At 61.5% G+C, this 24,072-nt stretch carries 20 protein-coding genes and 2 pseudogenes; 11 read left to right on the plus strand and 11 right to left on the minus strand.

The window, feature by feature from the left end; genetic code table 11:
- Positions 1-249: 249 nt before the first annotated feature.
- The 4 genes from H7F49_RS16085 to H7F49_RS19360 all read right to left on the minus strand — a co-directional run bounded on the left by H7F49_RS16085 (position 250) and on the right by H7F49_RS19360 (position 3,162).
- The gene (locus tag H7F49_RS16085; RefSeq protein ID WP_185684600.1) at positions 250-879 is read right to left on the minus strand and encodes a hypothetical protein; all 630 of its coding nucleotides are present in this window, start codon (positions 877-879) and stop codon (positions 250-252) included.
- On the minus strand, positions 879-2,042 hold the full coding sequence (locus H7F49_RS16090) for a hypothetical protein (protein WP_185684601.1): 1,164 nt from the start codon (positions 2,040-2,042) through the stop codon (positions 879-881). Before H7F49_RS16090 ends, H7F49_RS16085 begins: the two co-directional genes overlap by 1 nt.
- Before the next feature lie 53 nt (positions 2,043-2,095).
- Positions 2,096-2,584: a hypothetical protein gene (locus tag H7F49_RS16095; RefSeq protein WP_185684602.1), complete on the minus strand. Its 489-nt coding sequence runs from the start codon at positions 2,582-2,584 to the stop codon at positions 2,096-2,098.
- A 311-nt stretch (positions 2,585-2,895) separates the two neighbouring features.
- Positions 2,896-3,162, minus strand: coding sequence for a hypothetical protein (locus tag H7F49_RS19360; protein ID WP_214647868.1), 267 nt, complete (start codon positions 3,160-3,162; stop codon positions 2,896-2,898).
- Here H7F49_RS19360 and H7F49_RS19365 point away from each other — a divergent pair.
- Both H7F49_RS19365 and H7F49_RS19935 read left to right on the plus strand, forming a co-directional pair.
- Positions 3,143-3,646, plus strand: coding sequence for an SDR family oxidoreductase (locus H7F49_RS19365; RefSeq protein WP_268958980.1), 504 nt, complete (start codon positions 3,143-3,145; stop codon positions 3,644-3,646). The genes H7F49_RS19360 and H7F49_RS19365 overlap by 20 nt on opposite strands.
- Positions 3,647-3,721: 75 nt before the next feature.
- Positions 3,722-4,942, plus strand: coding sequence for a cytochrome P450 (locus tag H7F49_RS19935; protein WP_185684604.1), 1,221 nt, complete (start codon positions 3,722-3,724; stop codon positions 4,940-4,942).
- A gap of 243 nt (positions 4,943-5,185) precedes the next feature.
- On the opposite strand, the pseudogene H7F49_RS19980 reads toward H7F49_RS19935, so the two are convergent.
- The 4 genes and pseudogenes from H7F49_RS19980 to H7F49_RS16120 form a co-directional block, all read right to left on the minus strand.
- Positions 5,186-5,287 (minus strand): annotated as a pseudogene (locus H7F49_RS19980) (hypothetical protein); the annotation flags it as partial.
- A 98-nt stretch (positions 5,288-5,385) separates the two neighbouring features.
- Positions 5,386-5,502: pseudogene (locus tag H7F49_RS19985) on the minus strand (pentapeptide repeat-containing protein); the annotation flags it as partial.
- 97 nt (positions 5,503-5,599) lie between these two features.
- Positions 5,600-7,927, minus strand: coding sequence for an arylsulfatase (locus H7F49_RS16115; RefSeq protein ID WP_328806815.1), 2,328 nt, complete (start codon positions 7,925-7,927; stop codon positions 5,600-5,602).
- An 82-nt stretch (positions 7,928-8,009) separates the two neighbouring features.
- Positions 8,010-8,900: a LysR family transcriptional regulator gene (locus tag H7F49_RS16120; protein WP_185684607.1), complete on the minus strand. Its 891-nt coding sequence runs from the start codon at positions 8,898-8,900 to the stop codon at positions 8,010-8,012.
- Positions 8,901-8,943: 43 nt separating this feature from the next.
- Here H7F49_RS16120 and H7F49_RS16125 point away from each other — a divergent pair, with 43 nt between their 5' ends.
- Together H7F49_RS16125 and H7F49_RS16130 are read left to right on the plus strand one after the other, a co-directional pair.
- Positions 8,944-11,298 (plus strand): arylsulfatase, encoded by a 2,355-nt coding sequence (locus H7F49_RS16125; protein ID WP_235982255.1) that lies wholly within the window; start codon positions 8,944-8,946, stop codon positions 11,296-11,298.
- Between the two features lie 13 nt (positions 11,299-11,311).
- Entirely contained in the window at positions 11,312-12,220 is a 909-nt protein-coding gene (locus H7F49_RS16130; RefSeq protein ID WP_185684608.1) for a formylglycine-generating enzyme family protein, read from the plus strand.
- 205 nt (positions 12,221-12,425) lie between these two features.
- On the opposite strand, the gene H7F49_RS16135 is transcribed toward H7F49_RS16130, so the two are convergent.
- The gene (locus H7F49_RS16135; RefSeq protein ID WP_185684609.1) at positions 12,426-12,935 is read right to left on the minus strand and encodes a DUF5681 domain-containing protein; all 510 of its coding nucleotides are present in this window, start codon (positions 12,933-12,935) and stop codon (positions 12,426-12,428) included.
- A gap of 302 nt (positions 12,936-13,237) precedes the next feature.
- Positions 13,238-17,020, minus strand: coding sequence for a bifunctional DNA primase/polymerase (locus tag H7F49_RS16140; protein ID WP_185684610.1), 3,783 nt, complete (start codon positions 17,018-17,020; stop codon positions 13,238-13,240).
- A gap of 246 nt (positions 17,021-17,266) precedes the next feature.
- Here H7F49_RS16140 and H7F49_RS16145 point away from each other — a divergent pair, with 246 nt between their 5' ends.
- Entirely contained in the window at positions 17,267-18,427 is a 1,161-nt protein-coding gene (locus H7F49_RS16145; RefSeq protein ID WP_185684611.1) for an ATP-binding protein, read from the plus strand.
- Positions 18,428-18,640: 213 nt separating this feature from the next.
- On the opposite strand, the gene H7F49_RS16150 is transcribed toward H7F49_RS16145, so the two are convergent.
- On the minus strand, positions 18,641-18,994 hold the full coding sequence (locus H7F49_RS16150; protein ID WP_185684623.1) for a hypothetical protein: 354 nt from the start codon (positions 18,992-18,994) through the stop codon (positions 18,641-18,643).
- A 31-nt stretch (positions 18,995-19,025) separates the two neighbouring features.
- On the opposite strand from H7F49_RS16150, the gene H7F49_RS16155 reads away from it, so the two are divergent.
- The 6 genes from H7F49_RS16155 to H7F49_RS16180 all read left to right on the plus strand — a co-directional run bounded on the left by H7F49_RS16155 (position 19,026) and on the right by H7F49_RS16180 (position 24,069).
- Positions 19,026-19,337 (plus strand): hypothetical protein, encoded by a 312-nt coding sequence (locus H7F49_RS16155; RefSeq protein WP_214647870.1) that lies wholly within the window; start codon positions 19,026-19,028, stop codon positions 19,335-19,337.
- 552 nt (positions 19,338-19,889) lie between these two features.
- Positions 19,890-20,810 carry a restriction endonuclease gene (locus H7F49_RS16160; protein WP_185684612.1) on the plus strand — a complete coding sequence of 307 codons (921 nt, stop codon included), beginning with the start codon at positions 19,890-19,892 and terminating at the stop codon, positions 20,808-20,810.
- 84 nt (positions 20,811-20,894) lie between these two features.
- Positions 20,895-21,158, plus strand: a complete 264-nt coding sequence (locus tag H7F49_RS16165; protein ID WP_407940321.1) for a helix-turn-helix domain-containing protein — start codon at positions 20,895-20,897, stop codon at positions 21,156-21,158.
- Between the two features lie 2 nt (positions 21,159-21,160).
- The gene (locus H7F49_RS16170) at positions 21,161-22,486 is read left to right on the plus strand and encodes a type II toxin-antitoxin system HipA family toxin (protein ID WP_185684613.1); all 1,326 of its coding nucleotides are present in this window, start codon (positions 21,161-21,163) and stop codon (positions 22,484-22,486) included.
- A 5-nt stretch (positions 22,487-22,491) separates the two neighbouring features.
- Positions 22,492-23,388 (plus strand): HNH endonuclease, encoded by an 897-nt coding sequence (locus H7F49_RS16175; RefSeq protein WP_185684614.1) that lies wholly within the window; start codon positions 22,492-22,494, stop codon positions 23,386-23,388.
- 375 nt (positions 23,389-23,763) lie between these two features.
- Positions 23,764-24,069, plus strand: coding sequence for a hypothetical protein (locus tag H7F49_RS16180; RefSeq protein ID WP_185684615.1), 306 nt, complete (start codon positions 23,764-23,766; stop codon positions 24,067-24,069).
- Positions 24,070-24,072 lie beyond the last annotated feature (3 nt).

Genomic DNA, 24,072 nt, shown 5'->3' on the forward strand with positions numbered 1-24,072 from the left:
GTGTAGTCAGATCGAACCCCAATCGCTGCCGCCATCGCAAGCCTCCATGTGCCTGCAACGTCGAATCAGATTTTCATCCGCTTGGGAATCCCTAGCGTGAGTCAGGCTCAGCGCGCCTTGGTATTAGAGCGTTTTCCGTTCATTCTGGTTCATAGCCGCAGGATTTGAACCAGAATGAACGGAAAACGCTCTAACATCACCTCTGCCGCCGGTCGTTTCTGGACTAAGATTCACTATCACGACGAGGCTCTAAATTCGCTCGCTTCTTACCATGGCCAAAAACGGGATAGCAAATCCCTCAAATACTTCTCGATTTTCAGATAAAAATCCTTCAACAAATTCGCGCGCTGCGTCGATACGCCCCATAAGATAGAGGCAACTGGCGACCCGTTGAGGGTATCCATTGAGCATTGGCAACCGCTCTTGCAGCATGGGGAGCAAAGCTTCATACGAAGCAATTGACTCCGCAAATGGCAGGCCGAATTTGATGTAGAGCTGTGCCAATCGCCCCGCTTCATCGTTAATAAATTTCTCGCTATGCTGTGGTTCAAACAAAAACTTCGGCTCATCGCTCGCACCACTTAATTCACCTAAATGTACTGAATAAGTTGCGACGCCACGATCATATTTAATTGCATACTTACCTTTATCTAATTTAGAATACAGTCTCGCAATTGGCTCAACGTGCACGCCAACAAAAGGCTCTATGTAAAGATAGTTACTATATAATCCTTGATTGAGACCAACCCAGCAGTAAAATCCATCGCGTATCGGCCAGTACACAGAATTCTTTCTTAGTCGCTTGAATCCTGCCGATACAAGTGCGGCTAGGCAGCGATCAACAACTGTGTCTCTGAATGAGGCGTCGCAGCGGGCCATTAGCAATTTGTCCGATGCGTGATGTGGCACTTCATCTTGGTCGGTACTCCCGGCTGCAAACCTGCGTCTTTGGCGTTCTGACCTCTTGGGATCACCGGACGGCCAGCCCGAATGTCGTCACGAACAGCTCTTTGACCCGGGGAAAGTCGTGCGCCGGGCCCATTCTTGCTTTCAACCACGCCTCGATTTCTCGTCGTGAAATCGACGACCGAACGCCTCCCATTGCTCGCCTCAAGGGTTACGCGTCGACCAGTAACACCCGTACCTAGTCTTGCCGCTGTTGCAGCTTCGCCACGCAAACCTTTCGCCGCGACATCAGCCATGCGATCAGCATTCTTGATTACCTTACCAGCTGCATCTCCCAAGCCAGGAGCTAAGCCCGCTATTGCGCCAAAGACAGATCCAGGTGTTGGATTTCGAGCCGCTTCTACCCCACCCTTGATGTCGCCGATCCCCGGGATGAAGTCCACAACGGTGCTGACAAAGCCTTTGAAGGATTCCCAAGAGCCTGCGCTTTCCGACACCCCACAGCCAGTGTTCAACGTGACACAGCCAGCTTCTTGCCCATCATAATCAACTAGATTGACCGGATCGTTTTGGACATCGGCCACCTCGTCGGCGGTGCCGACCCCTTTGCGCACCTGCAGCACCCGGCCCGCAGCGTCATAGACCGTGCGGATGATGCGGTCCGGGCCTTTGGCATTGGCTGTGCCGGCCGCACCGGCCGGACCAAGCGTGCAGGCATCGGGCTGGCTGGCGGCGAAGGTTCCCGGGTTCATCCGCACCACGCTGCACAGCTGGCGCCCCAGGCTGTCATAGCTGAACTGCTGGAGCGAGACCGTGACCCCGTCCGACCCCCGCACCCGCTGCGTCAGGCGTCGGCCCATCACATCATAGGTGTAGTCGGTGGTCACCTCGACCGTGAAACCGGTCCAGGCCGATGGGGCCACAGTGCTCGCCGGCAGGGTGGTGATCGCCCCGGTCTCGACCCGGGTCAGGTTGCCCGCCGCATCATAGGTGTTGCGGGTGGCAGGGGCAGGCAAGGCTCCTGCGCCGTCCGGATCGGCCGCGATCGTGCCGGTCACCCGGCCCAAGGCATCATAGCGGGTGTGCGTGGTGAAGGGACTGCCCACCGCCTGCGCGTGCAGCGGGGTGGCAAGCAAGGCCAGGCCAAGCGTAAGTGCTGACCTCAGCGCCCACCAAGGACTACGCGCGCTCACGGGCACACCGCCAGGCCGGCGCGCGGCGTGGTCTCGCTGATCTTGCGACCCCAGTTGTCATAACTGTAGCAGGTGCGCAGGGTTTGATTGCCCGAGGCCACCACCATTCCGCGCAGCAGCAGGTTGTTGGGGCCGCTGTCCGGGCCGTAATCATAGGTGGTGATCACTTCGTCCCCTGCCGTGGCACAGCCGGTGCCAGATGCCGCTGCGGGGCCGCTGATGCAGGTCGATTTCTGGGTCAGCAGCCACACCCCAGTGGTGCTGCGCACGAAGGCTCCGGCGCTGTTCCGCGTCCAGGCAAAACGCTGCGTGTAGCTGGAGCGGGTCTGCGGCCGGACCCCGTTGACCAGCGGGCCCGTCTCCGTCAGCACCCCGCCGTGGGCCTGGGCATAGGTGTAGGTGGTGACATTGCCGTTCGGGTCGGTCTCGGTCAGCGGCTTGTCGCACAGCTTGGCATCGGCTGGACCCGCACCGCAGCCGAGCACGAAAGTGAAGCCGTTTGCTGAGATAGCTCCAAAATCGCTCAGGAAGGTTCGGGTGCTAGTCGACGATCCGGCCGGAGCCGTTGGTTGGCCAACGTTTAGGCAGCAGGTCTGCCAATCCGGGTTGCTCGGCAGCAGAGGATTGGCAGAGCCCTTCGGCCAGGACGAACGCATGACCAAGTTGCCGCGGTTGATCGACTTGCGCGTCGCTAACCTGCGGTACGATGATGGGGCGTTTGTAGAGTATCGCTGGCCTAAGGGCAGCGGCATATAGATGGGATTGGACCGCTGTAACAAGCACCGCACTGTGATCATCAAAGCGTGTGAGTCGCACCTGTCATCAGCAGGACTTGAGAGCGAAGGTGCTGAATGATCGCTCTTGCCAGCAGCGACAGGCTTCGCCTCTTGAGCGAGCAGACTACCAACTCGACCGTCCGTTCGGACCTGAAGAGTTCGACCAAATCTCCACGTTGCAGCATTTGCGGAACGGCGTGGGCCGAAGCAAGCCACATGCAGTCAGTCGTAGTAGTTAGCTTCTCCAGGACCGCGAAGTCCTCGATAATGTTGGCTTCGTTGAGCACCCAGTGCCTAGCCCCTGTCATATCTTTTGCAGAAATGACGACGGCGCACTGGCAGCGGGTCATCGACGTTAACCTGACCGGCGTCTTCCACACGATTCAGGCGGCTCTTCCGGACTTAGTCGAAGCCGGATGGGGACGCGTCATTTCGATTTCTTCCCACGCCGGGCAGTCCGGAGCATTGAGCATGGCGCACTATTCGGCGGCCAAGGGCGGAGTGATCAGCCTGACCAAGGCTTTGGCCAGGGAGCTTGCCGGCGGGGGCACCACCGTGAACACGATCGCGCCTTCGGTTTGTGAAACTCCGCAAATGCTCCGGGCCATCGAGGCAAACGAGTTTTCGCTCGACCACGTTACACCGTTGATTCCGATACCGCGCGCCGGCCGCCCGGACGAAATCGCCGGAGCTTGCGCATTCCTGGCGTCTGACGATGCCGCCTACATCACTGGCCAGGTTCTGGCGGTAAACGGGGGCATTTATATGTAGCCGGCGCAACGCAGGATGGAATTACCCTTCAGCGATACGATAACTTGAAAACAACTAAACCGAGAGGATGCGCCCGTGCAGAAGATCACCGAGCTGAATCTTCCTTTTGTCGCCGTCGATACGCCGGAGTTCGCGGCCGATCCGGTCAGCCATTTCCGCGAGGCGAAGCGTCAGCATCCGTGGCTTGCGGCATCTGACATGGGCTACTGGGTTCACGATTATCGGGCGATCCGCGACTTGCTTGGGCATGATGATAACTTGCGTCCCGCCTATGACGGCATTGTCGATATGCTCGGCGCGCACGGCACACCGTGGGGGCGCTTCACCGAGGAGCAGCTGATTTCCCTGCCCACGGAGCTGCATCGCAGTTTGCGCGAAACCTTCGCAGCCAAGTTCACTCCCCGATATGCCACTCAGCTGCGCCCGATGATGAACGAGACAATCACGCGCATGCTTGATGAGTGGGCACCTAAGAGAGCATTCGATTTCGAGGAGTTCGCCGCCAATTACCCGATCTCGGTCATGTTTCGCCTTGTCGGCGCGCCCCTTGATGAAATCCCCGGCATCCGCGCGAGTCTCGAAACGCTCGGTCTCGCATTTTCGATGGATAAGGACCGCGTGCCCGAAATACATGCCTCGTTTGATCGGCTTGAGAAGCTGGTTCAACGAGTCATCGCCGAACGGCGAACGGACGCCAAAGCCGGGACCTATGGTGACCTACTCGACCTGCTGATAAGCGTCAGCGACGAAGGCGGTGTGCCCGAGCGGAGACTGGAAGACCTGATCATCTTCTTCTTCATTGCCGGCTATGACACTTCCAAGAATGTGCTGACCCATACGATGTGGAAGCTGCTCGACCGCCCGGAAATCTATGAGCGCTGCGCAGTCGACACTGAATACTGCCGCAAGGTGCTCGAAGAGGGGCTTCGGGTGTTCAACCCGGGATCAGTCCCCCGTTTCACGAATGAAGATATTGTTTACCGAGACGTTCTCTTGCCCAAGGATACAATGCTCTGGTTTACGCTGAATGTCTCAGGCCGTGACCAGCACGTGTTCGACGATGCCGACACCTTCGACCCGGACCGTGAAGTTGGACCGGCGAAGCGGCAGATCGCCTTCAGTCTGGGCACGCACGTGTGCTTGGGCCAGCATATAGCCCGAGTGCAATTACAAGAGGCATTACACCGCTGCGCGCAGCGGCTGAAGAACCCGCGACTGGCAGGTCCGATCGGCTGGCGTCCTTACCCCGGGGCATGGGGGCTAAAGGGCCTGCCAATCGAATTTGACCCAGCTTGATGCAATTGTCGGAGTAACTGCGCTCGGCAGAAGATTAGTACGGCTTTGCTATTTTTGGTTATTGCTCGGGAAGAACGACGACATCGCGAGGCGAGTCCAGATTCCAGGCAAAGGGAGCTGCGGCGCCGAACTCAACAGGCGCAGTTATTTAAAAAGACCCTTTGGAGATTCCGTAAATGTTCGCTTCCGCTGACAAAACGGTCGAACAAGCTATTGAGCAACATACTTAAAAGCTGCCGCCTCTTAATCGGACAGCCAAGAAATACCGTGTCCCGACAGATTTACGTTGGTCAATGAGCACTGCATGAACTTGGCTGCCTCAAGGCTTGCCCGCGCGAACGATGCATTCTTGAAGTCTCAGGACATGAGCATTGCGTCGGACAGTTCACTGTCCTTGAAATTAGGCAAATGCTCCCGGGCAGGATCGCCCAGTTCGTACCTTCAAAATCGGCACGGTGGAGATCCGACCGACGCAGATTGCAACACTCGAAAGTCCAGCCTGACAAATCGATCTGCGACGGCTTCCTCAAGACACAGTCAACCAAGGTCAAGAGTGCCAAGGCAAGCGCGCGAGGTCGCCGTGCGTGACCGTATCGTCACATGCCGGATGATTGAATGTGGGGGCGAGCCATAACCATCCCTAGCGTGCATCCAAGTTTATTTGAAATCGAATTGCACGTCGCTGATCCGTCCCGGGAAGGGTGCGCCCGCTTCATAACCGCGCAGGACCGGCGAGCCGGCATCGCCGCCAATACCGAACACCTCGGACAAGCCGAAATAGGGCGACAAGGCGAACCGCACGGCCTGATGGGCGAGGATTCGCTCGCCATCGCGGATAGTGACGTCGAATTCGGCCTTGCCGTCCGCGCCCGGCGTGCTGCGGGCGACCTCGAGGTGAAGGTCCGCTTTCCCTTGCGCCAGAGGTGCCGGGGCAGTGACCGAAACGCTGTTACCGCGCAGGTCGTTGAGAATGAACTGCGGACGGCCCTGATTGAGGTAGAACCCGATCCCGCCCATCTGCCCGCCCTGGGCAAAGATCGCTCCGGTAGCTCCGGGTGTGAGGTTGTCGATCGCGACGGTCATGCTAAAGCTGCGGGCAATGACGGGCGGGGCAAGACCCGAACTGATGCTGCCAACCGGCCCGGCATAGCGCCATTGGCCGCCGCGCCGCGCGAATTCGGCGCGCCCTCGCATGACCGATTCTGCGCCCGTGTCGGCAAGGTTGAACAGCGGAAAGACGTTGCGCGGCTGCACCTGACGATCGAATTCTGCCGCCATGCGCGCCACGCGTTCCGGCTCGCTTGAGGCAAGATCGCGGGTTTCGCCGGGATCGTTGACGACGTCGTAGAGCTCCCAGGGTTCGTTGAAGGTCTTTGCGGTCTGCCAGTCCCAGGTCCTGAGCCGGTGCGATGTGACCAGCGACCAGCCCTGCCACATCAGCTTCTTGTTGCCGTAGAGTTCGACATATTGCGCTCGGCCCCCGCGCGGATCACCGGCGGCATTGAAAGTCGCAGCGATGCTTTGCCCTTCCATCGGCGTCTGGGGCACGTTGTTGACGACCTTGGCCAGCGGGGTCCCCGTCGCGTCGAGGATGGTCGGCGCGACATCGCTCACATAGGCAAAGTCCTGCCGGATCGCGCCGCGGGCCGCGATGCCTTTTGGCCAGGACACCACGAGCGGCACGCGCGTTCCGCCTTCATGCGTCGTCTGCTTGAAATAGCGATAGGGCGTGTTGCCGGCCACCGCCCAGCCCACCGCATAGTGCGGATAGGTGCGCGGGCCGCCCCAATCGTCATAGAAGGCAAGGTTTTCGGCGGTGCTTGGCGGTTTCGCGCTGGTAACCTCGGCCTCGTTGTACAGGCCGCCGGGCGCGCCTTCGGCGCTGGCTCCGTTGTCGCTGGTAATGACGACCATCGTATTGTCGAGTTCACCGCGCTCCTGCAGCCGATCAAGGATCCGCCCGAATTGCGCATCGGCATAAGCAAGCGAGGCGGCGAATGCTTCCATCTGGCGGGCGAACAGCTTCCTTTCGTCCGGGGCTAGGCTGTCCCAAGCGGGCATGCCTTCGGGCCGGGGTGCCAGCTTCGTGCCCTTGGGAACCAGACCGGCGGCGATCTGCGATTTGAGCACCGCCGCGCGCGCCGCATCCCAGCCTTGATCGAACTTGCCCTTGTAGCGCTCGATCCATTCCTTCGGCGCATGGTGTGGGGCGTGGGCGGCACCGGTCGCCCAGTACATGAAAAACGGCCGCGTGCGGCCCTGCTCGCCCGGAGCGCTGCGCTGGTCGATCATCGCAATCGCTTGATCAGCGAGGTCGGCAGAGACATGGTAATCTGCGCCCTTGGGCTTCATCACCGGCGTGGTGCCGCGATACAGCACCGGGTTCCACTGGTCAGCATCGGCAGCCATGAAGCCATAGAACTGTTCAAAGCCCTGACCTTGCGCCCAACGGGTGAAGGGACCGGCGGGGCTCGCTTCCTCGTTGGGCAAGTGGTCCCATTTGCCAAGCGCAAAGGTGGCATATCCGGCGGCATTGAGGTTGGCGGCAATGGTGCCTGCCCCAGCCGGAATCCTGGCATCGTGGGCCAGAAACCCCTCGCGCGCGGCGGTGGCATGGCCGCCAATGTGGACCGTGTGCGGATTACGACCGGTCAGCATGGCCGCCCGGCTTGCCGAGCAGATCGGCGCGGTATGGTAATTGGTGTAGCGCAGCCCCGATCGCGCCACGCGATCAATGTTTGGCGTATCGACCAGACCGCCAAAGCTGGAGAACTGGCCGAAACCGACATCGTCGACCATCCAGATCAGCACGTTCGGCCGCGTTTCCTGCCGGACCGGGGCGGCGGGCTGATGGGTGGTCGTGGATGCCCCCGGTTGGAACGGGTCTGCAGTGCCGTGCTGGGCCAAGGCGGATCCGCACGGAGCGATTGCCATTCCGGCAACCACCAAGGCTGTCCGCGAAACTCTGCCCAACCTGCTCATCATCCGTCTCCCTCAGGAACGGAACCCTATGCTCCCGCCAGCCAGACGTCCAATGCATAAAAGCGCAACAAAGCATGCCTTGGGATTATGCAAATGCGCGCGAGCCATGCGCTGAAAGGAGCCCGCGTAGATGATCCACAAGCGAACGGGCAGACGGGGACAGCGTGCGGTTGCGGCGGGTGATCAGCGCGACCTCGCTATCGATGTCATGAAAGTCTTCGACCTTGAGCGCGACCAGACAGCCAGCCGCAATATCGTCGGCCAGCACGCTCGGGGCCGACAGCCAGACGCAGTCTGTCTGGATGACAAGTTCGCGCAGGACGTGGAAATTGTCGCAGATGAAGCTCCCGGTCGCGCTGCTGAGCCCAGCAACGCTTGAACTGGCCGCGCTCGCTGGCGGGTACTGGGCCAACATCTCCAAAGTTATCCCTGACTGCGCCGTCAGTGGATGGCCGGCGCGAACAAGGAAGGCAAGGCGGACCGATCCAACGGAAGAAAACTCGAGATCGGGAATGTCTCGAATGGCCCAGCTGTTGCCGAAAATCAGTTCAATCCTGTCGTCGAGCAATTCCTGCACAAGATGTTCCGGCGTCCGCACTGACGCGCGCAAGTGGATCGCCGGGCATTCATCCAGAAAGCGCCGGCCAATGTCGGGCAGCAACATGGCGAGCAGCGGGCCAGTGCCGATCGCCAGATCACCGCCCTCGCCCCGCGCATAAAGGCGCAGGTTGTGGTCTAGATCGCGGGCAGCGCGCAGCACTCGCTCTGCCTCTTCGATAACCAGTCGCCCCATAGCGGTGGGCACCACGCCTGAGCGATCCCGGTCGAAGATGCGCAGGCCGAAGCGCTTCTCGAACGTGGCGATAGAGCGGCTGAGCGCCGGCTGGGTAATGTGCAGATCTTCGGCAGCGCGCGAAAAACTGCCGGTGCGCGCAATTGCCGCGATGTGGCGCAGGCGGGTGAGGTCGATTTCCATAACTTCAAGGTATCAGCATCGGCATCACATTGCATTAGACGTTATGGCGCTGCCTGATACGGCAACCACAAACAGGATGGAGATCGGGATGCTGAAGTTAGGCAAGGCCGGAGCGCTCACGCTGGCGCTACTGGGAACGACATCGGCGCTCGCGCAATCTGCGCGGACGGTGCTGCCGCTGCCGGCGCCTGCGTTCAACGGCACGATTGGCGAGACGATCCCGCAATCGCGTCCGGGAACGCCAGCCCCTGTCACTGCGCCGCAGGGGGCGCCCAATATCCTCGTACTGATGAGCGATGACGTCGGCTTTGCCATGGCCAGCACCTTCGGCGGCCCAGTGCCGACGCCGAACATGGACCGCGTGGCGGCGCAGGGGCAGCGCTACAACCGCTTCCACACCACCGGCGTCTGCTCACCCAGCCGCGCGGCGCTGCTCACCGGACGCAACCACCACAACGCGGGCGTCGGCTATCTTTCTGACCTGCCGGTGAACTTCCCCGGCTATGGCGGGCGGATTGTTGCCGAAACGGCGACCATGGCGCAGGTGCTGCGGCTCAATGGCTACAACACCGCGATGTTCGGTAAGCACCACAACATACCGGCGACCGATCGCAGCGCGACAGGACCCTTCGATGCCTGGCCGACAGGGCTGGGTTTCGAGTATTTCTTCGGCTTCAACAGCGGCGATAATGATCAGTATTCGCCCATTCTCTTCCGCGGGACCAATCCTGTCGATCCCCGCGAAGGTCAGGGCCGGATGCTCGACCGGCGGCTGGCCGACGACATCATCCGCTACGTCCACAACCAGAATGCAGCGTCTCCGGGCAAGCCGTTCCTGCTGTACTGGGCGCCCGGCTCAACCCACGCCCCGCATCAGGCACCGCCCGAATATATCGCCCGCTTCAAGGGGCAGTTCAATCAGGGCTGGGACAAGCTGCGCGAAGAGAGCTTCAAGCGCCAGCTGGCCGGCGGGATCGTGCCCAAGGGGACGAAACTGACCGCGCGTCCGGCCGAGATTCCCGCCTGGGCATCGCTCAGCCAGCCGCAAAAGGCCTTTGCCGCGCGCACCATGGAAGTCGCCGCCGCGCAACTGGTCATGCAGGATGAACAGATCGGCCGCGTGCTCGCCGAACTCGACCGCATGGGCCTCGCGTCCAACACCCTCGTCTCGATCATTCAGGGGGACAACGGCGCCAGCGGCGAGGCGGGACCTCCCGGAACGATCAACGAATTGCGCTCAATTGAGACGCATGATGAAAACGAAGCGTGGATGATCGCCAATACTGAAAAGCTCGGCGGCCCGGATACCTATGCGAATTATCCGGTCGGCTGGGCCTGGGCGATGAACACGCCGCTGCGCTGGGTGAAGCAGATGCCATCGATGCTGGGCGGCGTGCGTAACGGCATGGTGCTGGCCTGGCCGAACCGCGTTGCCCGTCCCGGGTCGATCTGCCCGCAATTCGCGCACCTGGTCGACATCGTCCCGACCGTGCTGGAAGCCGCAAAGCTTCCCGCGCCGGAGGTGGTTTACGGCGTGAAGCAAAAGCCGATGGACGGGCAGAGCCTGGTTGCCTCATTGGCTGCCTGCGATGGTACCAAGCCGCGCACGCAGTATTTCGAGATCGGCGGCAAGGTCGGCCTCTATCACGACGGCTGGTTCCTTTCGGGAGACGACGGGCGGCCATCGTGGGAGGCGGAGACTGCCGCCAAGCCGCCTGTTTGGTCGCTCTACAATCTGGACAAGGACTTCTCGCAGGGCACCGATGTTGCCGCGAAGGAGCCGGCAAAGCTCTCGGAAATGCTCGCGCTGTGGAAGAGTGAAGCCACCCGCAACAATGTCTACCCGGTCGACAGCCGCCGGCCGATGGACAGGGTTGACCGCCAATCCGCAGGATCACCGCGCAAGCAGTTCGACTATTGGGGCAAGGACGTTTCGATGCCCGCAGTCGGGGCCGCGCCCTATCTTGCCGGGCGCAGCTTTACCATTCGGGCGGAGCTGGTGCTCGACAAGGCCGATGCATCAGGCGCCGTGCTGGCCTGGGGCAGCAAGTTCGGCGGAATCAGTCTTTACCTCGACCATGGCCATGCCGCTTTTGCCTGGGCCAGGTCGACCGACCCCGCTGAAATGGCAACGGTGCGTTCGGTCGCAACCTTGCCGCAGGGCAAGGTCAACCTGACCTTGCGTTTCGAAACCACGCCGACCGCTGCGATAGCCATCCTTACCAGCAATGGCACCGAAGTCGCCCGCGGACCGCTGCCTGGCAAGATGCTACTGGCGTCGGGGAACGGCGAGAACCTCGACATCGGACGCGACCTTGGCGTACCTGTAGCCGCCTATGCCACGCCATTCGGCGAGATCGAGGGCGATATACCGCATGTCTCCATCACCTTCGACTAGACCGGGTCCAGCCATGGTGCGGCTCGATGGTGGCACCATGGCCATGGGTTCGGACAATTTCTATCCCGAAGAAGCCCCCGTCCGGCGGGTGCGGGTCGATGCCTTCTGGATCGACGAAACCCCGGTGACCAACGCCGACTTTGCCCAGTTCGTCGCCGAGACCGACTACGTCACGTTTGCCGAGCACGCGCCTGATCCCCGCCAATACCCCGGCATGGACCCGTCCCTCGCTCACCCCGGCTCGCTGGTGTTCGAGCCGGCCGGCTTCCCGGCGGCACTCGACCAGGTGTCATGGTGGCAATTCCGCCTCGGCGCCAACTGGCGCCAGCCGCTCGGCCCGGGTTCCTCGACCACCGGGATCGAGGATCACCCAGTGGTCCATGTGACTCACGCCGATGCCGAAGCCTATGCGCACTGGGCCGGAAAGGCATTGCCGACCGAAGCAGAACACGAATTTGCCGCGCGCGGCGGACTTGATGGTTCCGACTATGCCTGGGGCAACGAACTTGCGCCCGAGGGCCGGATGCTTGCCAATTACTGGCAGGGGCCATTCCCCCACGGCAATAGCCTGGAAGACGGCTTTCTGCGCACATCACCGGTCAGGAGTTATCCCCCCAACGGTTATGGCCTTTACGACCTGATCGGAAATGTCTGGGAATGGACGGACGACTGGTACGGTCAGCCGCGGATCGAGAAGAAGCGCCCCGGCTCCTGCTGCATCCCCGCCAACCCGCGCGGTGGCACACGCGGCGGATCGTTCGACAAGCGGGAACCGGTCCGTATTCCCCGCAAGGTCCTCAAGGGAGGGTCGCACCTCTGCGCCGAAGACTATTGCCGCCGCTATCGCCCTGCAGCACGCTATCCGCAGCCTACGGACACCTCGACGTGCCATGTGGGATTTCGCTGCGTGGTGCGGGCGTAGTCGTGACATCAACCACACCGCTCAGTTATTCAAGTATTTGGAATTTGACTACCTTGTCAGGTGAGTTGCCTTACTTTGTCGGGCCGGAAATTTGCTTTCAGCGCCTGCTAGAGGAAGCCTATTTTTTGCTACCTATCGGTAAATGGCCGGTTCTTGTTGCCTGGTGACATAAGCTGCCATTCCGGATTGTCCGCAAAAGCGGACGTCAACCCCGCTCTGACCACCATTCAGGCCATTGTACTTTCTCTGGCGCGCGGGTCACTTTCCACACTTCGCGCTGCTCATCCGGGCTCAGCCGGCGAACCCCGAACCGATCAAGCGCAGCCTGGACGATTCCTGGCTCGAGCAGCCAGTGCACGCGCTGCTCATCGAGCGGATATCGCTTCACCGCGAGTCCCAGGGTCCGAAGGATGCAACCAATGCCGAACCCGACGAACACGACCCGCATGATTGTCGGCGCAGCATGTTCCGCGCGTCCCGCCCGCGCCGCTTCGATCGCAGCCAGCGAAGCTCGCGCAGCGGCGCTGTCGCCCATCAACCCCTTCCGGGTAAGCTGCAGCAGAAACGCCTCGGCAGCCGTCACGCGCCGCTCGCGGCCATCCTCGCGCACGGTGACCATCTGTCCCAGCACCGAGTGGTACGGAACCTCCCGGTGACGCCCGCGCCGCCGGCCGGTGGTGATGGTGGTCGAGGGTTTGGCAGAGACCGAGGACATACGACGTACAGATTTACTCGAAGGCATGGATAAATTGGCCCGTTGTTTTGAGTTGATGTGACTTGCCGCTGGGCGGCGATCCGGGCCGTAACGGGATCACCCGCCCTCAACACACGCATTGCAATTTGTGCACAAAATCAGATGCCTCTCGCGATTCAAGTATCTGTATTTACGTAATTTCGTATTTTTGACCCCCGGTCGCTAATTCGCGGGTGCGTGAACTTTGGATCGAAGGCGGTTACCGTCCGGAGGGTGTAGACTATGCAATCCCCCCCGGGGGGCCCCGCGTAAATTCGTGCCGGTCAGGCCGCCAGATCCGCGTCCGTGACAACTTCGCAGTCGGCCAATGGCCCCAGCCACCCAGCAAGCCACGCCGCAGGGTCTGGGATCAAATCCAGGTTGAACATGGCCGATCTCATCTTCTGACCGGAACCCTCAGGCCGGTAGGTCACAGCAACCGAGGAGCGGGACATTTCGCTATTATAGAATATCCTATAATAGCAATTTGTCCCGGTCCTCTGCCCATCCTTCCGTGCGGCCTCGTAGTTTGGCCACAGGTCAGGGAAGCACTTTGCCCGATCCGCGGCATTGTCGAGGACCACGCCGCGCGCCGCCATCATGTCGGTACGGCTGGGTACAAGGTCGGCCCAGTCGATCACCTCGTCTGCGGTGATGGGCAGGACGATATCCGTCAGCAGATCGACCTGAAGAGGGCTTTCGGCCGTGCGGTTGACACCGCGGCCCCGGCCCAGTGCCTGAACCAGTTCGGCCTCACAGATGCTCCACCGGATGGCCTCTGCAATTGGGTCGGGATGATGCTCCCCCATGACCATCCGCGACCGACCTTGTGGACGACGGATCACACGCTCGGTCAGCGGATACCACCAGCTCTGGTTGTCATTATCCTCCTTGGGCGGTCGACCGGTGAGCGCGATCTGCAGCTTGGCGATCACCGCAGGCGCAGGAAGTGTACGCCCCATGATGACCATGCCAGCGATCCGTCCCCAACGGTCGAGACCACTCAGCGCGTTGAAGTGGGCGGTTTCAAGGTTGGCGGTTAGCGCTTCTGTCGACAGGGCCTCCAGCGCCCGCATTTGGCCGATGGCCAATATAGTCTGCCCATCCGTTCCCACCTCTGCCGCGCGGCTGGTCAGGTAAGTCCGCAAGGCGCGTTGGTTGTTGGCGGCTGTCGTATGCTCCCGCTCCTTGGCCTGCGGCATGGGCGTGAGGGCCTTGGCGCTGACCGGCGCGTTCAGCACCTGCCGGATCCGCACATGCGGTGTCTGTGCCCGGACAGGCGGCGCAACCGTGATCCCAGGCAGATAGGGCTGAACGAGTTCGCCGCGCATGGTCGCATCGATGTGAAGGACCGGTGTCGCTGCCACCCAACCCTTGCGCAGCGAGGCGTGCCAATAAAGGTCCAGTGTCCGGACCGTGCCCTCCTCGGTGTGCATTCGGCCGATCTCGACGCCCCAGGCATCGCGACGTTCGTCCAACGCGTCAGCCAGGATCCTCCACATGGCAGCAGCACGCCCCGGAGGCGTCCAGCAAACACCTTCGGCTGGAATGACCTTGCTGAGCTTGCGAGCACGTTCCTTGGGCCCCATCCCCGGCAACAGGCCCGGGTTGCGCAAACGCATGCGCTCGAGGCTGGCCGCGTCCCGGCAGTTTTGCGGGGTCAGTCCGGTCGCCTTGAGATCGGCATAGCGCAACGGGCCAGACTTCGTACTTTGCAACACCTCCCAAAGCTTCAGGCGGTAGGTGATCAGGAATTGGGTTTCGGGGTAGTCGTATTGCCCCTTGCCGTCGTAACAGCGCAGTTCCTTCTCGCTGGGGTCAAGACTGTCGATCGTGATCTGTACTGGACTGTCGGTGCCGCGCAGCCCAGCCTGCCAGAAGCCCTCGTCGATCACCAGAAGCGCGGGCCTGCCGATGATCTGCGGCATGGCATGAAACAGGCTGTCATGGGCGCAGATTATGACCTGCGCGTATGCGGCGCGGCGCTTCTGGCGCTGGTAGCCGCAAACCTCAAAATGGGGGCATTTGTAGTCCTTCCCATCGCGAGAGACTGCGCACGCCGTTTGCTCGACTGCCTGTTCGGCTATCAGGGCATCAGCCTGCGCAGCCAGATCACGGCACATGCGCTGGTCGGGATCCTCCGGGGTTGGATCGGGAGCGCTGCGTCCCTTCCAGAGCAGGGCATTGATGCCAGCAGCCTTGAATGCTTCTACCTGTTCCTCACCCAGATCATGACGCGGCACGGCAAAGACCACCCGGCCCTTGCCGAGGCATCCACTGCGCAGTGTGGCAATGACCTGGTCACGTACCTGGCTGGTCTTTCCAAGACCAACATCGACCGGCAACCCGAGGATCGGCGGAATGGGCCATGGTGCATCTGACGTCTTCCCCTCTTGCAACCTTATCTGCAGGGCTTTCTGATAGGCACTGGCCTCAGCCATGAATGCGGCAATATGCTCGGCCAGTTGCGCGCGGGCGCCGGCGACATCGTGTTCGGGCTCGGGATAGGTCGGCTCTTTCGCACCCACCCAGACGGCGGCTGAGATGACATCCCTGAGCGCATCGAGCCCCTTGGCCTGCACAAGGTCATTGGCGTCACCGGCACAATCAGGGACTGCAAGCCGGGCATCGTTATCCTGCGCCGCCTGGGTTGCTGCTTCGACGCCCGGGTTATCTGCGCGATCCGCTTTGGCATCATTGTCGGCAACAATGGTCAGCTCGATGTTGCGATGCCGGCGACGGAGCACCCGAGCAACGCGGATCAGATTGCCGGCGTCGAAGGCGACAACGACCGGATCGCCAGTGGCTTCATGGATGCTGGCACCGGTCGCCCAGCCCTCGCAGACCAGCAGATGCGACGTGTCTGGTGTCCATTCGCCGATCACTGCAAAATGGTCGGCCTTGATGCCGCCGGTCAGGAACCGCTTTTTGCCCTGCGCATCGATGCGCTGGAGCGTGTGGATGGTCCCGTCGATGTCACGCAGGCCAATGACCAGCCGCGCTGCAGCATCGATCAGGATGCCGTGGGGCTGGACGCCCTTGGCGATGAGATAGGGATGGTTGGCTGGAGCTGGCTTGGCTTCGGCAAGGATCCGCTGCGCCTCAAGCCGGGCTTTGAGCGCCAGTTCTTCTTGGGATGGTTCGACCGCGGTTTGCGTCGGTGCGGCCTTCGGCCACGCACCTATGCGTTCGGCCACCCAATCCCGGGCACTGGCATGGTCGCAGCTCAGGATATACGCAATGAGGGCAACCAGGCCGCCGCCGCGACCTGCTTCGTGATCATACCATTGCCCTGGTTTAATGCTGTCCACACGGACCGAGAGGCTGCCCTTGCTCCGGTATCGCCATTCTCTGGCGGTCTTGTCCGTGGGCTTGCCCAGCAGTTCGTCGAGAATCCGGGCCAATCCGTCATCTACGTTGCAAGCGGTTGTCGGTTCGATCCCAGAAGGATCGAAATCGGTCTTGTTCTGCTTATGACCTGCGGAACTGGCCCGCGATTTCTGTCGTACTTTGTGCGGCGCAACCTTCGCGGCAGGCTCTGTACCTAACGCCTTGACCAGCCACTCCGGCATCTCTGCGAGCGTGATCTGACCGGGAGGGTTCTCCCAGGCGTATAATGCGCCACTGGGATGGATGCTTCCGGGCCCAACGATGTATCCGCCGTCCCCGCGTATATCCATGCCGGGCAGAAAGCCTGCACGGTTGGTGGTCTTGTAGCCGGGATGGCGGAAGTAGATGTGCCGGCCCTTGCCGGTCCGCACCATGATCGTGTCAGGCAAGCCCAGTCGTTCTGCCTCGGTAATGGCGTCCGCGCTGTCCAGATCAAGGACAACAAGCCCACTGATCGCCCCAGTGACAATGCCTATATTGGCGTTCGGCGCGGCCTTGAACCATGCCTCAATGTCGCTGCGCGCTGCGCGCCGCTTCTGATAGGCCCGCCAACCGGTGAGCGGGGTTTTGTCTCTTGGTTTGAGCGGGATCAGACTGAAGCCCACGTCGTATAGGGCTAGCCAGGTTGGGTAGTCGGAAGTCGGGGTGATCAGCGGCTCTGGTTCGGCTGCATTCATGCCGTGTCGCGTCCTCTCGGATTGAAGGGGACACGACAAAAGTCATCATTTTTAGGCCGCCGAAACGTTCCAAGCGGTCAGCGGTCAGGACTCGTTTCGGACAGTCACAGGGTTCAACCGTTCAACCCTGATGGCGTTTGGTCGGGCTGCGACTGACGATTGGTCGGCATCCGATGTAGCAATTGGACGGAAAGCAGATACAATTTCATCCTTGCAAATCCGGAGTAAAAGTCCGAAATTGCAAGGATGATTGAGCGTCAGATATATGCAGAGTTGAGCAAGCGGCTCGCTGAAACCCCTGCGGTTGCCCTGCTGGGGCCCAGACAGGTTGGCAAAACGACGCTGGCGCAAACCATAGCCGAGACGCGCCCGTCCATATATCTTGATCTGGAATCAGACCGTGACCGCGCAAAACTAACCGATCCCGAAGCCTATCTCGAAACCTACGAGGACGCGCTGGTTATCCTCGATGAAGTTCATCGGCTCCCTGACCTGTTCCAGATCCTGCGAGGTTTGATTGATCGTGGGCGGCGCAAGGGTATCAGGGCTGGCCGCTTTCTTCTTCTGGGATCTGCATCCATCGACTTGTTAAGGCAGTCCGGTGAAAGCCTTGCCGGCCGGATAAGCTACTTAGAAATGGGGCCGATCAACGCCCTCGAAGTCGAGCCTGGCGACATCCAGAAACTTTGGGTGCGAGGCGGGTTCCCTGACAGCTTTCTGGCGCATGACGACGAGGCAAGTCGACGCTGGCGACAGGACTTTATCCGGACGTATCTGGAACGCGACATTCCCCTTCTCGGCCCGCGCATCGCGGCTGAGACACTCCGGCGTTTCTGGACGATGCTAGCTCATCATCAGTCTGCACTGCTCAACGCATCCGAATTCGCGCGTAGCCTTGGCGTCGATGCCAAGACGGTTGGCAGCTACCTTGACCTTATGGTCGACCTGCTGCTCGTAAGGCGCCTGGAGCCTTGGCACAGCAACAGTGGCAAGCGTCTGGTCAAATCACCGCGCATCTATGTACGTGACAGCGGCATGGTCCATTCCCTGCTGGGATTAACCAGCATGGATGACGTGCTGGGCCATCCTATTGCCGGGGCCAGCTGGGAGGGGTTCGTGATCGAAGCACTGATTGCAGCAGCCCCGTCCGGTACGCAGGCGAACTTCTATCGTACCTCTGCTGGCGCAGAAATTGATCTCCTGCTCACGATCCCCGGCCGCGGCCTCTGGGCGATTGAAGTGAAGCGCAGCTCCGCCCCGAAAGTCGAAAAGGGCTTCCATCAGGCTTGTGTCGACCTGATGCCAACGCGCCGAATACTGATCTATCCTGGACAGGAGAGCTATCCGATTGGCCACGATGTTGAAGTCATGGCTCTCGATCAGGCTGCAAGGGCGCTACAGGGCTAGCCTCTTGCGAGGCGTGTTTCTTATCGCGAGCAAGGCCGCGCACTTTGTGTATTCGGGCTCCGACATCCATGCCCTGGGCAACGGCTAGGGCCTCTTTCAAGCCTTGCATAATGCTTTTGAAAGCGCTCATAAGAGCCCCGCTTCAAGTGGGTGAACCAGATTTATCGATCATGATTTCGCCATTTCATGATCGATAAAGCAACTGGATATCGATCATCGCGGCCAGCTGCGCTTGCCACCGCCGCGCTGGGATGACGGCATGCGGATGATCGTTGCCATGGCATTGGCCAGGTTCCCCGATAGCGGTTCGCCTTCGACATGCTGATCCTTAAACCACTCAACCAGAACCACTTTCTTCGACTGATCGATCTCGTCAATCCGGTTCTCTGAGATCGCTCGCTTGATCAGTTCGAGATAGGGCGTGGTGTATTCGGTCGGCTCGACCGGCTTAGGCGGCGGCATGGTCCAGATTGCCTCGACCATGAACCGCGGGATCTGAATGTCGATATATTCGCCATCCTGCAGTTCCAGCCGTTCGGGCATACTGCCATCATCCACATGCAGCATCCGCAAGCGCGGTGGCCGCAAGGAGATGATCTTGCCCGACGCTGCCCTCGTGCAGCATCGGCATGTCGACAACACGCTGATCAAGGGGCTCGCCCGCGCGTTCCGTTGGAAGAAACAGCTTGATACTGGCAAGTTCGCTACTCTTGGCGACCTTGCTGCCAGCGAGAAGATATCGCCGTCCTATCTCACCCGCATCTTGCGGCTGACGCTGCTCGCCCCTGAGTTCATCGATGCTATCCTGGATGGGCAGCTTGGTCCGGAGACGACGCTTGCCACGCTGATGGAGCCGTTCCCGATCGATTGGGCCGAACAAGGGTTAGATAACAGGCTCTTTCGATCATGACCGGACTCGAATCCAGCCCCAGATCAGTGCTGAAAATATCGAGTCATCCTAGGCCATTACTATCCTTCACCGAGGCTGATTTGGTGAACGGCTTTGGAGAAAATCGGGCTTAGGAGAACACTTTTGGCTCGCCCCCGTCAGGGCGGGGTGAACAGCCCGCCGCCATAACCCTTGAATATAACGGGATTTTAAAGCGCGCCCAAAGAAAGAGAAAACTTTCATTGGGTTGCGTGGCGGAGCGGGAGGTTGCCGAATTTATCATGCAAAAACATGATGTTAAAAGTTAACTTCGGCGCCGGCGCGAGCTTTGCCCACAATTTATCCCACCGGGGGTAAATCCCAGTGCGTGACCGTCCGTTGCGGTTCGATTCTGTCCGTGGAAACGTGACAATCCGGTAGCCAATTTTTGATCGAAACGCCAGCATCAATGCGCTGTTGCGAGTAGCTGCAATGTCCACGGCGGGCCTCTGTTGTTTGCGATCGACCATTCTGTAGTCTGCGAGGCGCGCTTTCCTGTTTATTGCTTAGACGGTGATTGCTACCCAGCACTCTATGGCCATTCCCGACTACCAGACTCTGATGCTGCCCGTCCTCGCTGCGGCCGCCGAGGGCGAAACTCGCGTTCCAGCGGCAGCGGAGAAGATCGCGGACAAGCTTGGCCTGTCCAGCGCCGAGCGGGAAGAAATGCTGCCCAGTGGCAAGCAGCGGCTGCTGCACAATCGGGTTCACTGGGCCAAGTTCTACATGTCCAAAGCAGGACTGATTGCCAGCCCCAAGCGCGGCTTGTTCGTTGCAACAGAAGCGGGCCTGGCCTTGCTGAAACAGAACCCGGCTAAAATCGATGTCGAGACCCTGAAGGGATATGCGGCTTTCAGCGAGTTCTACAGCCAGGCCGGAACGACCGAAGAGCCAGACCAACATGCAGCGATTGCAGGGGCAGCGATTTCCGGGGCGACACCAGAGGAGCAGATCGACGCGGCCAGCAGCCTGCTTGCCTCGGCGCTGAAGGCAGATTTGTTGGCCCGCATAATTGAGCAATCGCCGGCCTTTTTCGAACGGCTGATCGTCGAGCTGCTCGTCGCAATGGGCTACGGTGGCTCTCACGAAGATGCCGCGCGGCAGCTTGGCAAGTCGGGTGATGGCGGGATCGACGGTGTCATCGACGAAGACCGGCTTGGCCTTGATCGCATCTACGTCCAAGCCAAACGCTATGCACCCGGCTCTGGCGTTGGTCGGCCCGAGATCCAAGGGTTCGTCGGCAGCCTGGTTGGGTTGGGCGCGACCAAGGGCGTGTTCGTAACGACGTCCTCATTCAGCAAGCAGGCGCAAGAGTATGCGCGCGGATTGCAGCAGCGGGTCATTCTGATCGACGGCGAACGTCTGACCGAGCTGATGATCGAATTCGATGTCGGCGTCCGGCGCTACCGTTCGGTCGAGGTAAAGCGGGTCGATGAGGACTTTTTCGCCGACTGAGTCAACTGCCCTTCCCGAGCGGTAAGATTTGAGGCTGATGATACTCACAACCTTCATATTCTTCCCGATCGGTAAGAACGGCTCTTGAACTTCCCGCTGCGTTGTGCAATCTTCCCGCTCGGGAAGAACGCTCTGATCGAAAACGCAACCCAATTCGGCGCAGCCATCGCCTCCGCCCGCAAGGCTCTCGGCCTCACCCAGCGGGAGCTGGCGCTCGCCATCAACAGCGGCGAGCGCTTCATCGTCGAGCTTGAGGCCGGCAAGCCCACGGCCCAGCTCGGCAAGGCCCTCGCCGCCGCCCAGGCCGTCGGTCTGCGCCTCACCGCCACTGGCCTGCCGCAGGCCTGACGATGGACCTGCCAGTTCATTACGTGGACCGCCTGGTCGCCACGATCAGCGCGGATGCCCAGGCGACCCGCCTCACCTACCACGATACCTGGCTGTCCGCCCCGGACCGCTTCCCCGTATCGCTGGCGATGCCTCTGCAGGCCGAACCCTTTGGCGGCGATCTGGTCCTGCCCTGGCTGATGAACCTCCTGCCCGAGGGCGAGCCGCTGCGCGCCATGACCCGCGCGCTCGGCGCTGCGCCCGAGGACGCGCTGGGCCTGATCGCCCGGACCGGCAGCGACCTGGCCGGCGCGCTGAGCATTGCCCCCCAGCCCCCGCGCGGCGACCCCGGCTATCGCGCGATCCCGGATGCCGCTGCGCTGGAGCGGATCATCGCGGACCTGCCCGCCCGCCCCTTCCTGATCGGCGAAGACGGCGTCGCCATGAGCCTGGCTGGCGCGCAGCAGAAGCTGCCGGTCGCCCTGATCGAGGGCCAGATCGCGATCCCCGTCAACGGCGGACCCTCCACCCACATCCTCAAACCCGACAATCCGCGCCTGCCCGGCAGCGTCGCGAACGAGGCCCTGTGCATGGTGCTCGCCCGCCGCATCGGCCTGAACGTCGCCCCAGTGACAACCGGGGTAGCGGGCGGGCGCAGCTACCTGCTGGTCGAGCGCTACGACCGGATCAGAGGCGGCGGCGAGGTGCGCCGCCTGCATCAGGAGGACTTCTGCCAGGCGCTCGGCCGGCCGCCCGTCGCAAAGTACGAGTTCAACGGCACCGGCACCCGCGGCCCCTCGCTCGCCGACATGTTCGCGCTCGTCCGCCAACACATGACCGCACGCGACATCACCCGGCTGCTCGACGCGGTGATCGTCAACGTGGCCATCGGCAACGTGGATTCACACGCCAAGAACTATTCGATCCTGCTCGGCCCCGGCGCTCCGCAGCTCGCCCCGCTTTACGACCTGATGTCCGGCCTCGCCTGGCCCAACATCACGCAGAACCACGCTCAGGCGATCGGCGGCCAGCGCCGTGGCCGGCACATCTACGGCCGCCACTGGCGCCGCCTGGCCGAAGCCGCCGGGCTCGCCGCAAGGGGCACGATCCAGCGGGTCGAGCAGGTGACCACTCGGCTGCTGCGCGAGTTGCCTGCTGCAGTCGAGGAGGTCGCAGCCATGCCAGCGGGAGCCACGATGCTCGACGTGTTCGCCAAGGAGATCGCCGAGCGCGCGACCGAAGTACGGGCCCACGCTGGCAAAGACGGCACCCCGGATCTGACTGATCCCGGAGCCGACAATGCACGGTCGGTAGGATCAAGCGCCTACTCGACCGACGGGAGGGACTGAGCGCCATGGCCAAGGGCATCTTCGTCCACCGCACCGACTCGATCTACGACGACAGCCCGGCCGAACGGTACCAGTTCCCCCGCCAGTACCTGACCCGCGTCAGCGCCTGCATCGGCGACTGGATCATCTACTACGAGCCGAGCAAGATCCGCGACACCCGCGGTTACTTCGCGGCGGCCAAGGTCGCCCACGTGGTGCCCGACCCGACCGCCAAGGACATGTATGTCGCGCTGATCGAGCCCGGCACTTACCTCGACTTCCCCAATCCGGTTCCATTCAACGGCCCGCTCGGACTGGTCGAACGGGGCGTGCTGAACGACGAGGGCAAGATCTCGGGGCGCGCCCAGTCGGCTGTCCGCCCGGTGTCGATCGAGGACTTCAACCGCATCATCGACCTTGGCCTCGCCGAGGACGACAGCTTCCTCCCGCGCATCGACCAGGCCGGCGACACGATGCTCCGCGAGGACCGCACCCCCTTCCAGTTCGAGATAGAGCGCGACCGCGTCGCCAATCTAGGCTCGCGCCTGGTCCGCGACCGACTGTTCCGCCGCCGCGTGGTCGAGGCCTACGACGCTCGCTGCGCGGTGACCGGCCTGAAGCTGATCAACGGCGGCGGTCGCGCCGAGGTGGAGGCCGCCCATATCCGCCCGGTCGAGCGCGGCGGACCCGACATCGTGACCAACGGCATCGCCCTGTCAGGCACGATCCACTGGATGTTCGACCGCGGCCTGATCGGGCTCGGCGATGACCTTGAAATCCTCGTCAGCCGTCAGGCCAACGACCCCGACAGTATACGCTCGCTGATCAACAAGACCGGCTTCGCCGTCCCCCCGCAGCGCCCGCTGGAACGCCCGCATCCAGCCTTTCTGGCATGGCATCGCGAGCACTGTTTCAAGCTGTAGATCCTACCTGCATCAATCGCCGCGCCGGCTTTCGGAACCGTGGGCAGAAGGGTAATGGGCCCGCCGTGACAGACAGGATCAGATCCGGTTTCCGACCTCGCAGCTGGGGACAGTTTGAAGCACACCGTACCCGGTAGCCCGGTGTTGTGGGATGGCGTAAATCCGCGGCGTTCGGAGGCATAGGGGGCCAAATCCCCACCTGATGTCATCTGATGTCAGCCTTGGCTGCGCAAGTCAGATCTGACGTGGATCGCCCCAACACACTGATAACGCCCGGCTAAAAATAGCTTTCCTACAGCGCGGTGCTGACCGTAGCGTGATGTCTCGTCCGGAGGGGTTTCTGGCCGATGGGGCGGCCGACCTGAGTTGGAACCCATGCGCTTTGCGCTGCAATGCTACGTCGACGAGCCGCTCTACCGGGCCGTGAAGGCCGCTGCCGAGGGGGCGCAGATGAGCGTCAGCCAGTGGCTGAAGCTCACCGTGAGCGGGGTGATCGAGGGACCGGACGAGGCCGCGTTCCGGGACCGGATCATGTCCCACCTGCTGTTCACCTCGACCGCACTCGATGGGCTCCTGACCGCCCAGGCCGACAAGGAGCTGCGCGCCCGCATCCATGCGGCGCATGGTAAGCGGCTGAGGGAATACCGCGAGCGTATCGCCCCCGCCAAACGGGGAGCGTGAGCC

Origin of the sequence: Novosphingobium aerophilum (assembly GCF_014230305.1) — a bacterium.
Classification (GTDB): domain Bacteria; phylum Pseudomonadota; class Alphaproteobacteria; order Sphingomonadales; family Sphingomonadaceae; genus Novosphingobium; species Novosphingobium aerophilum.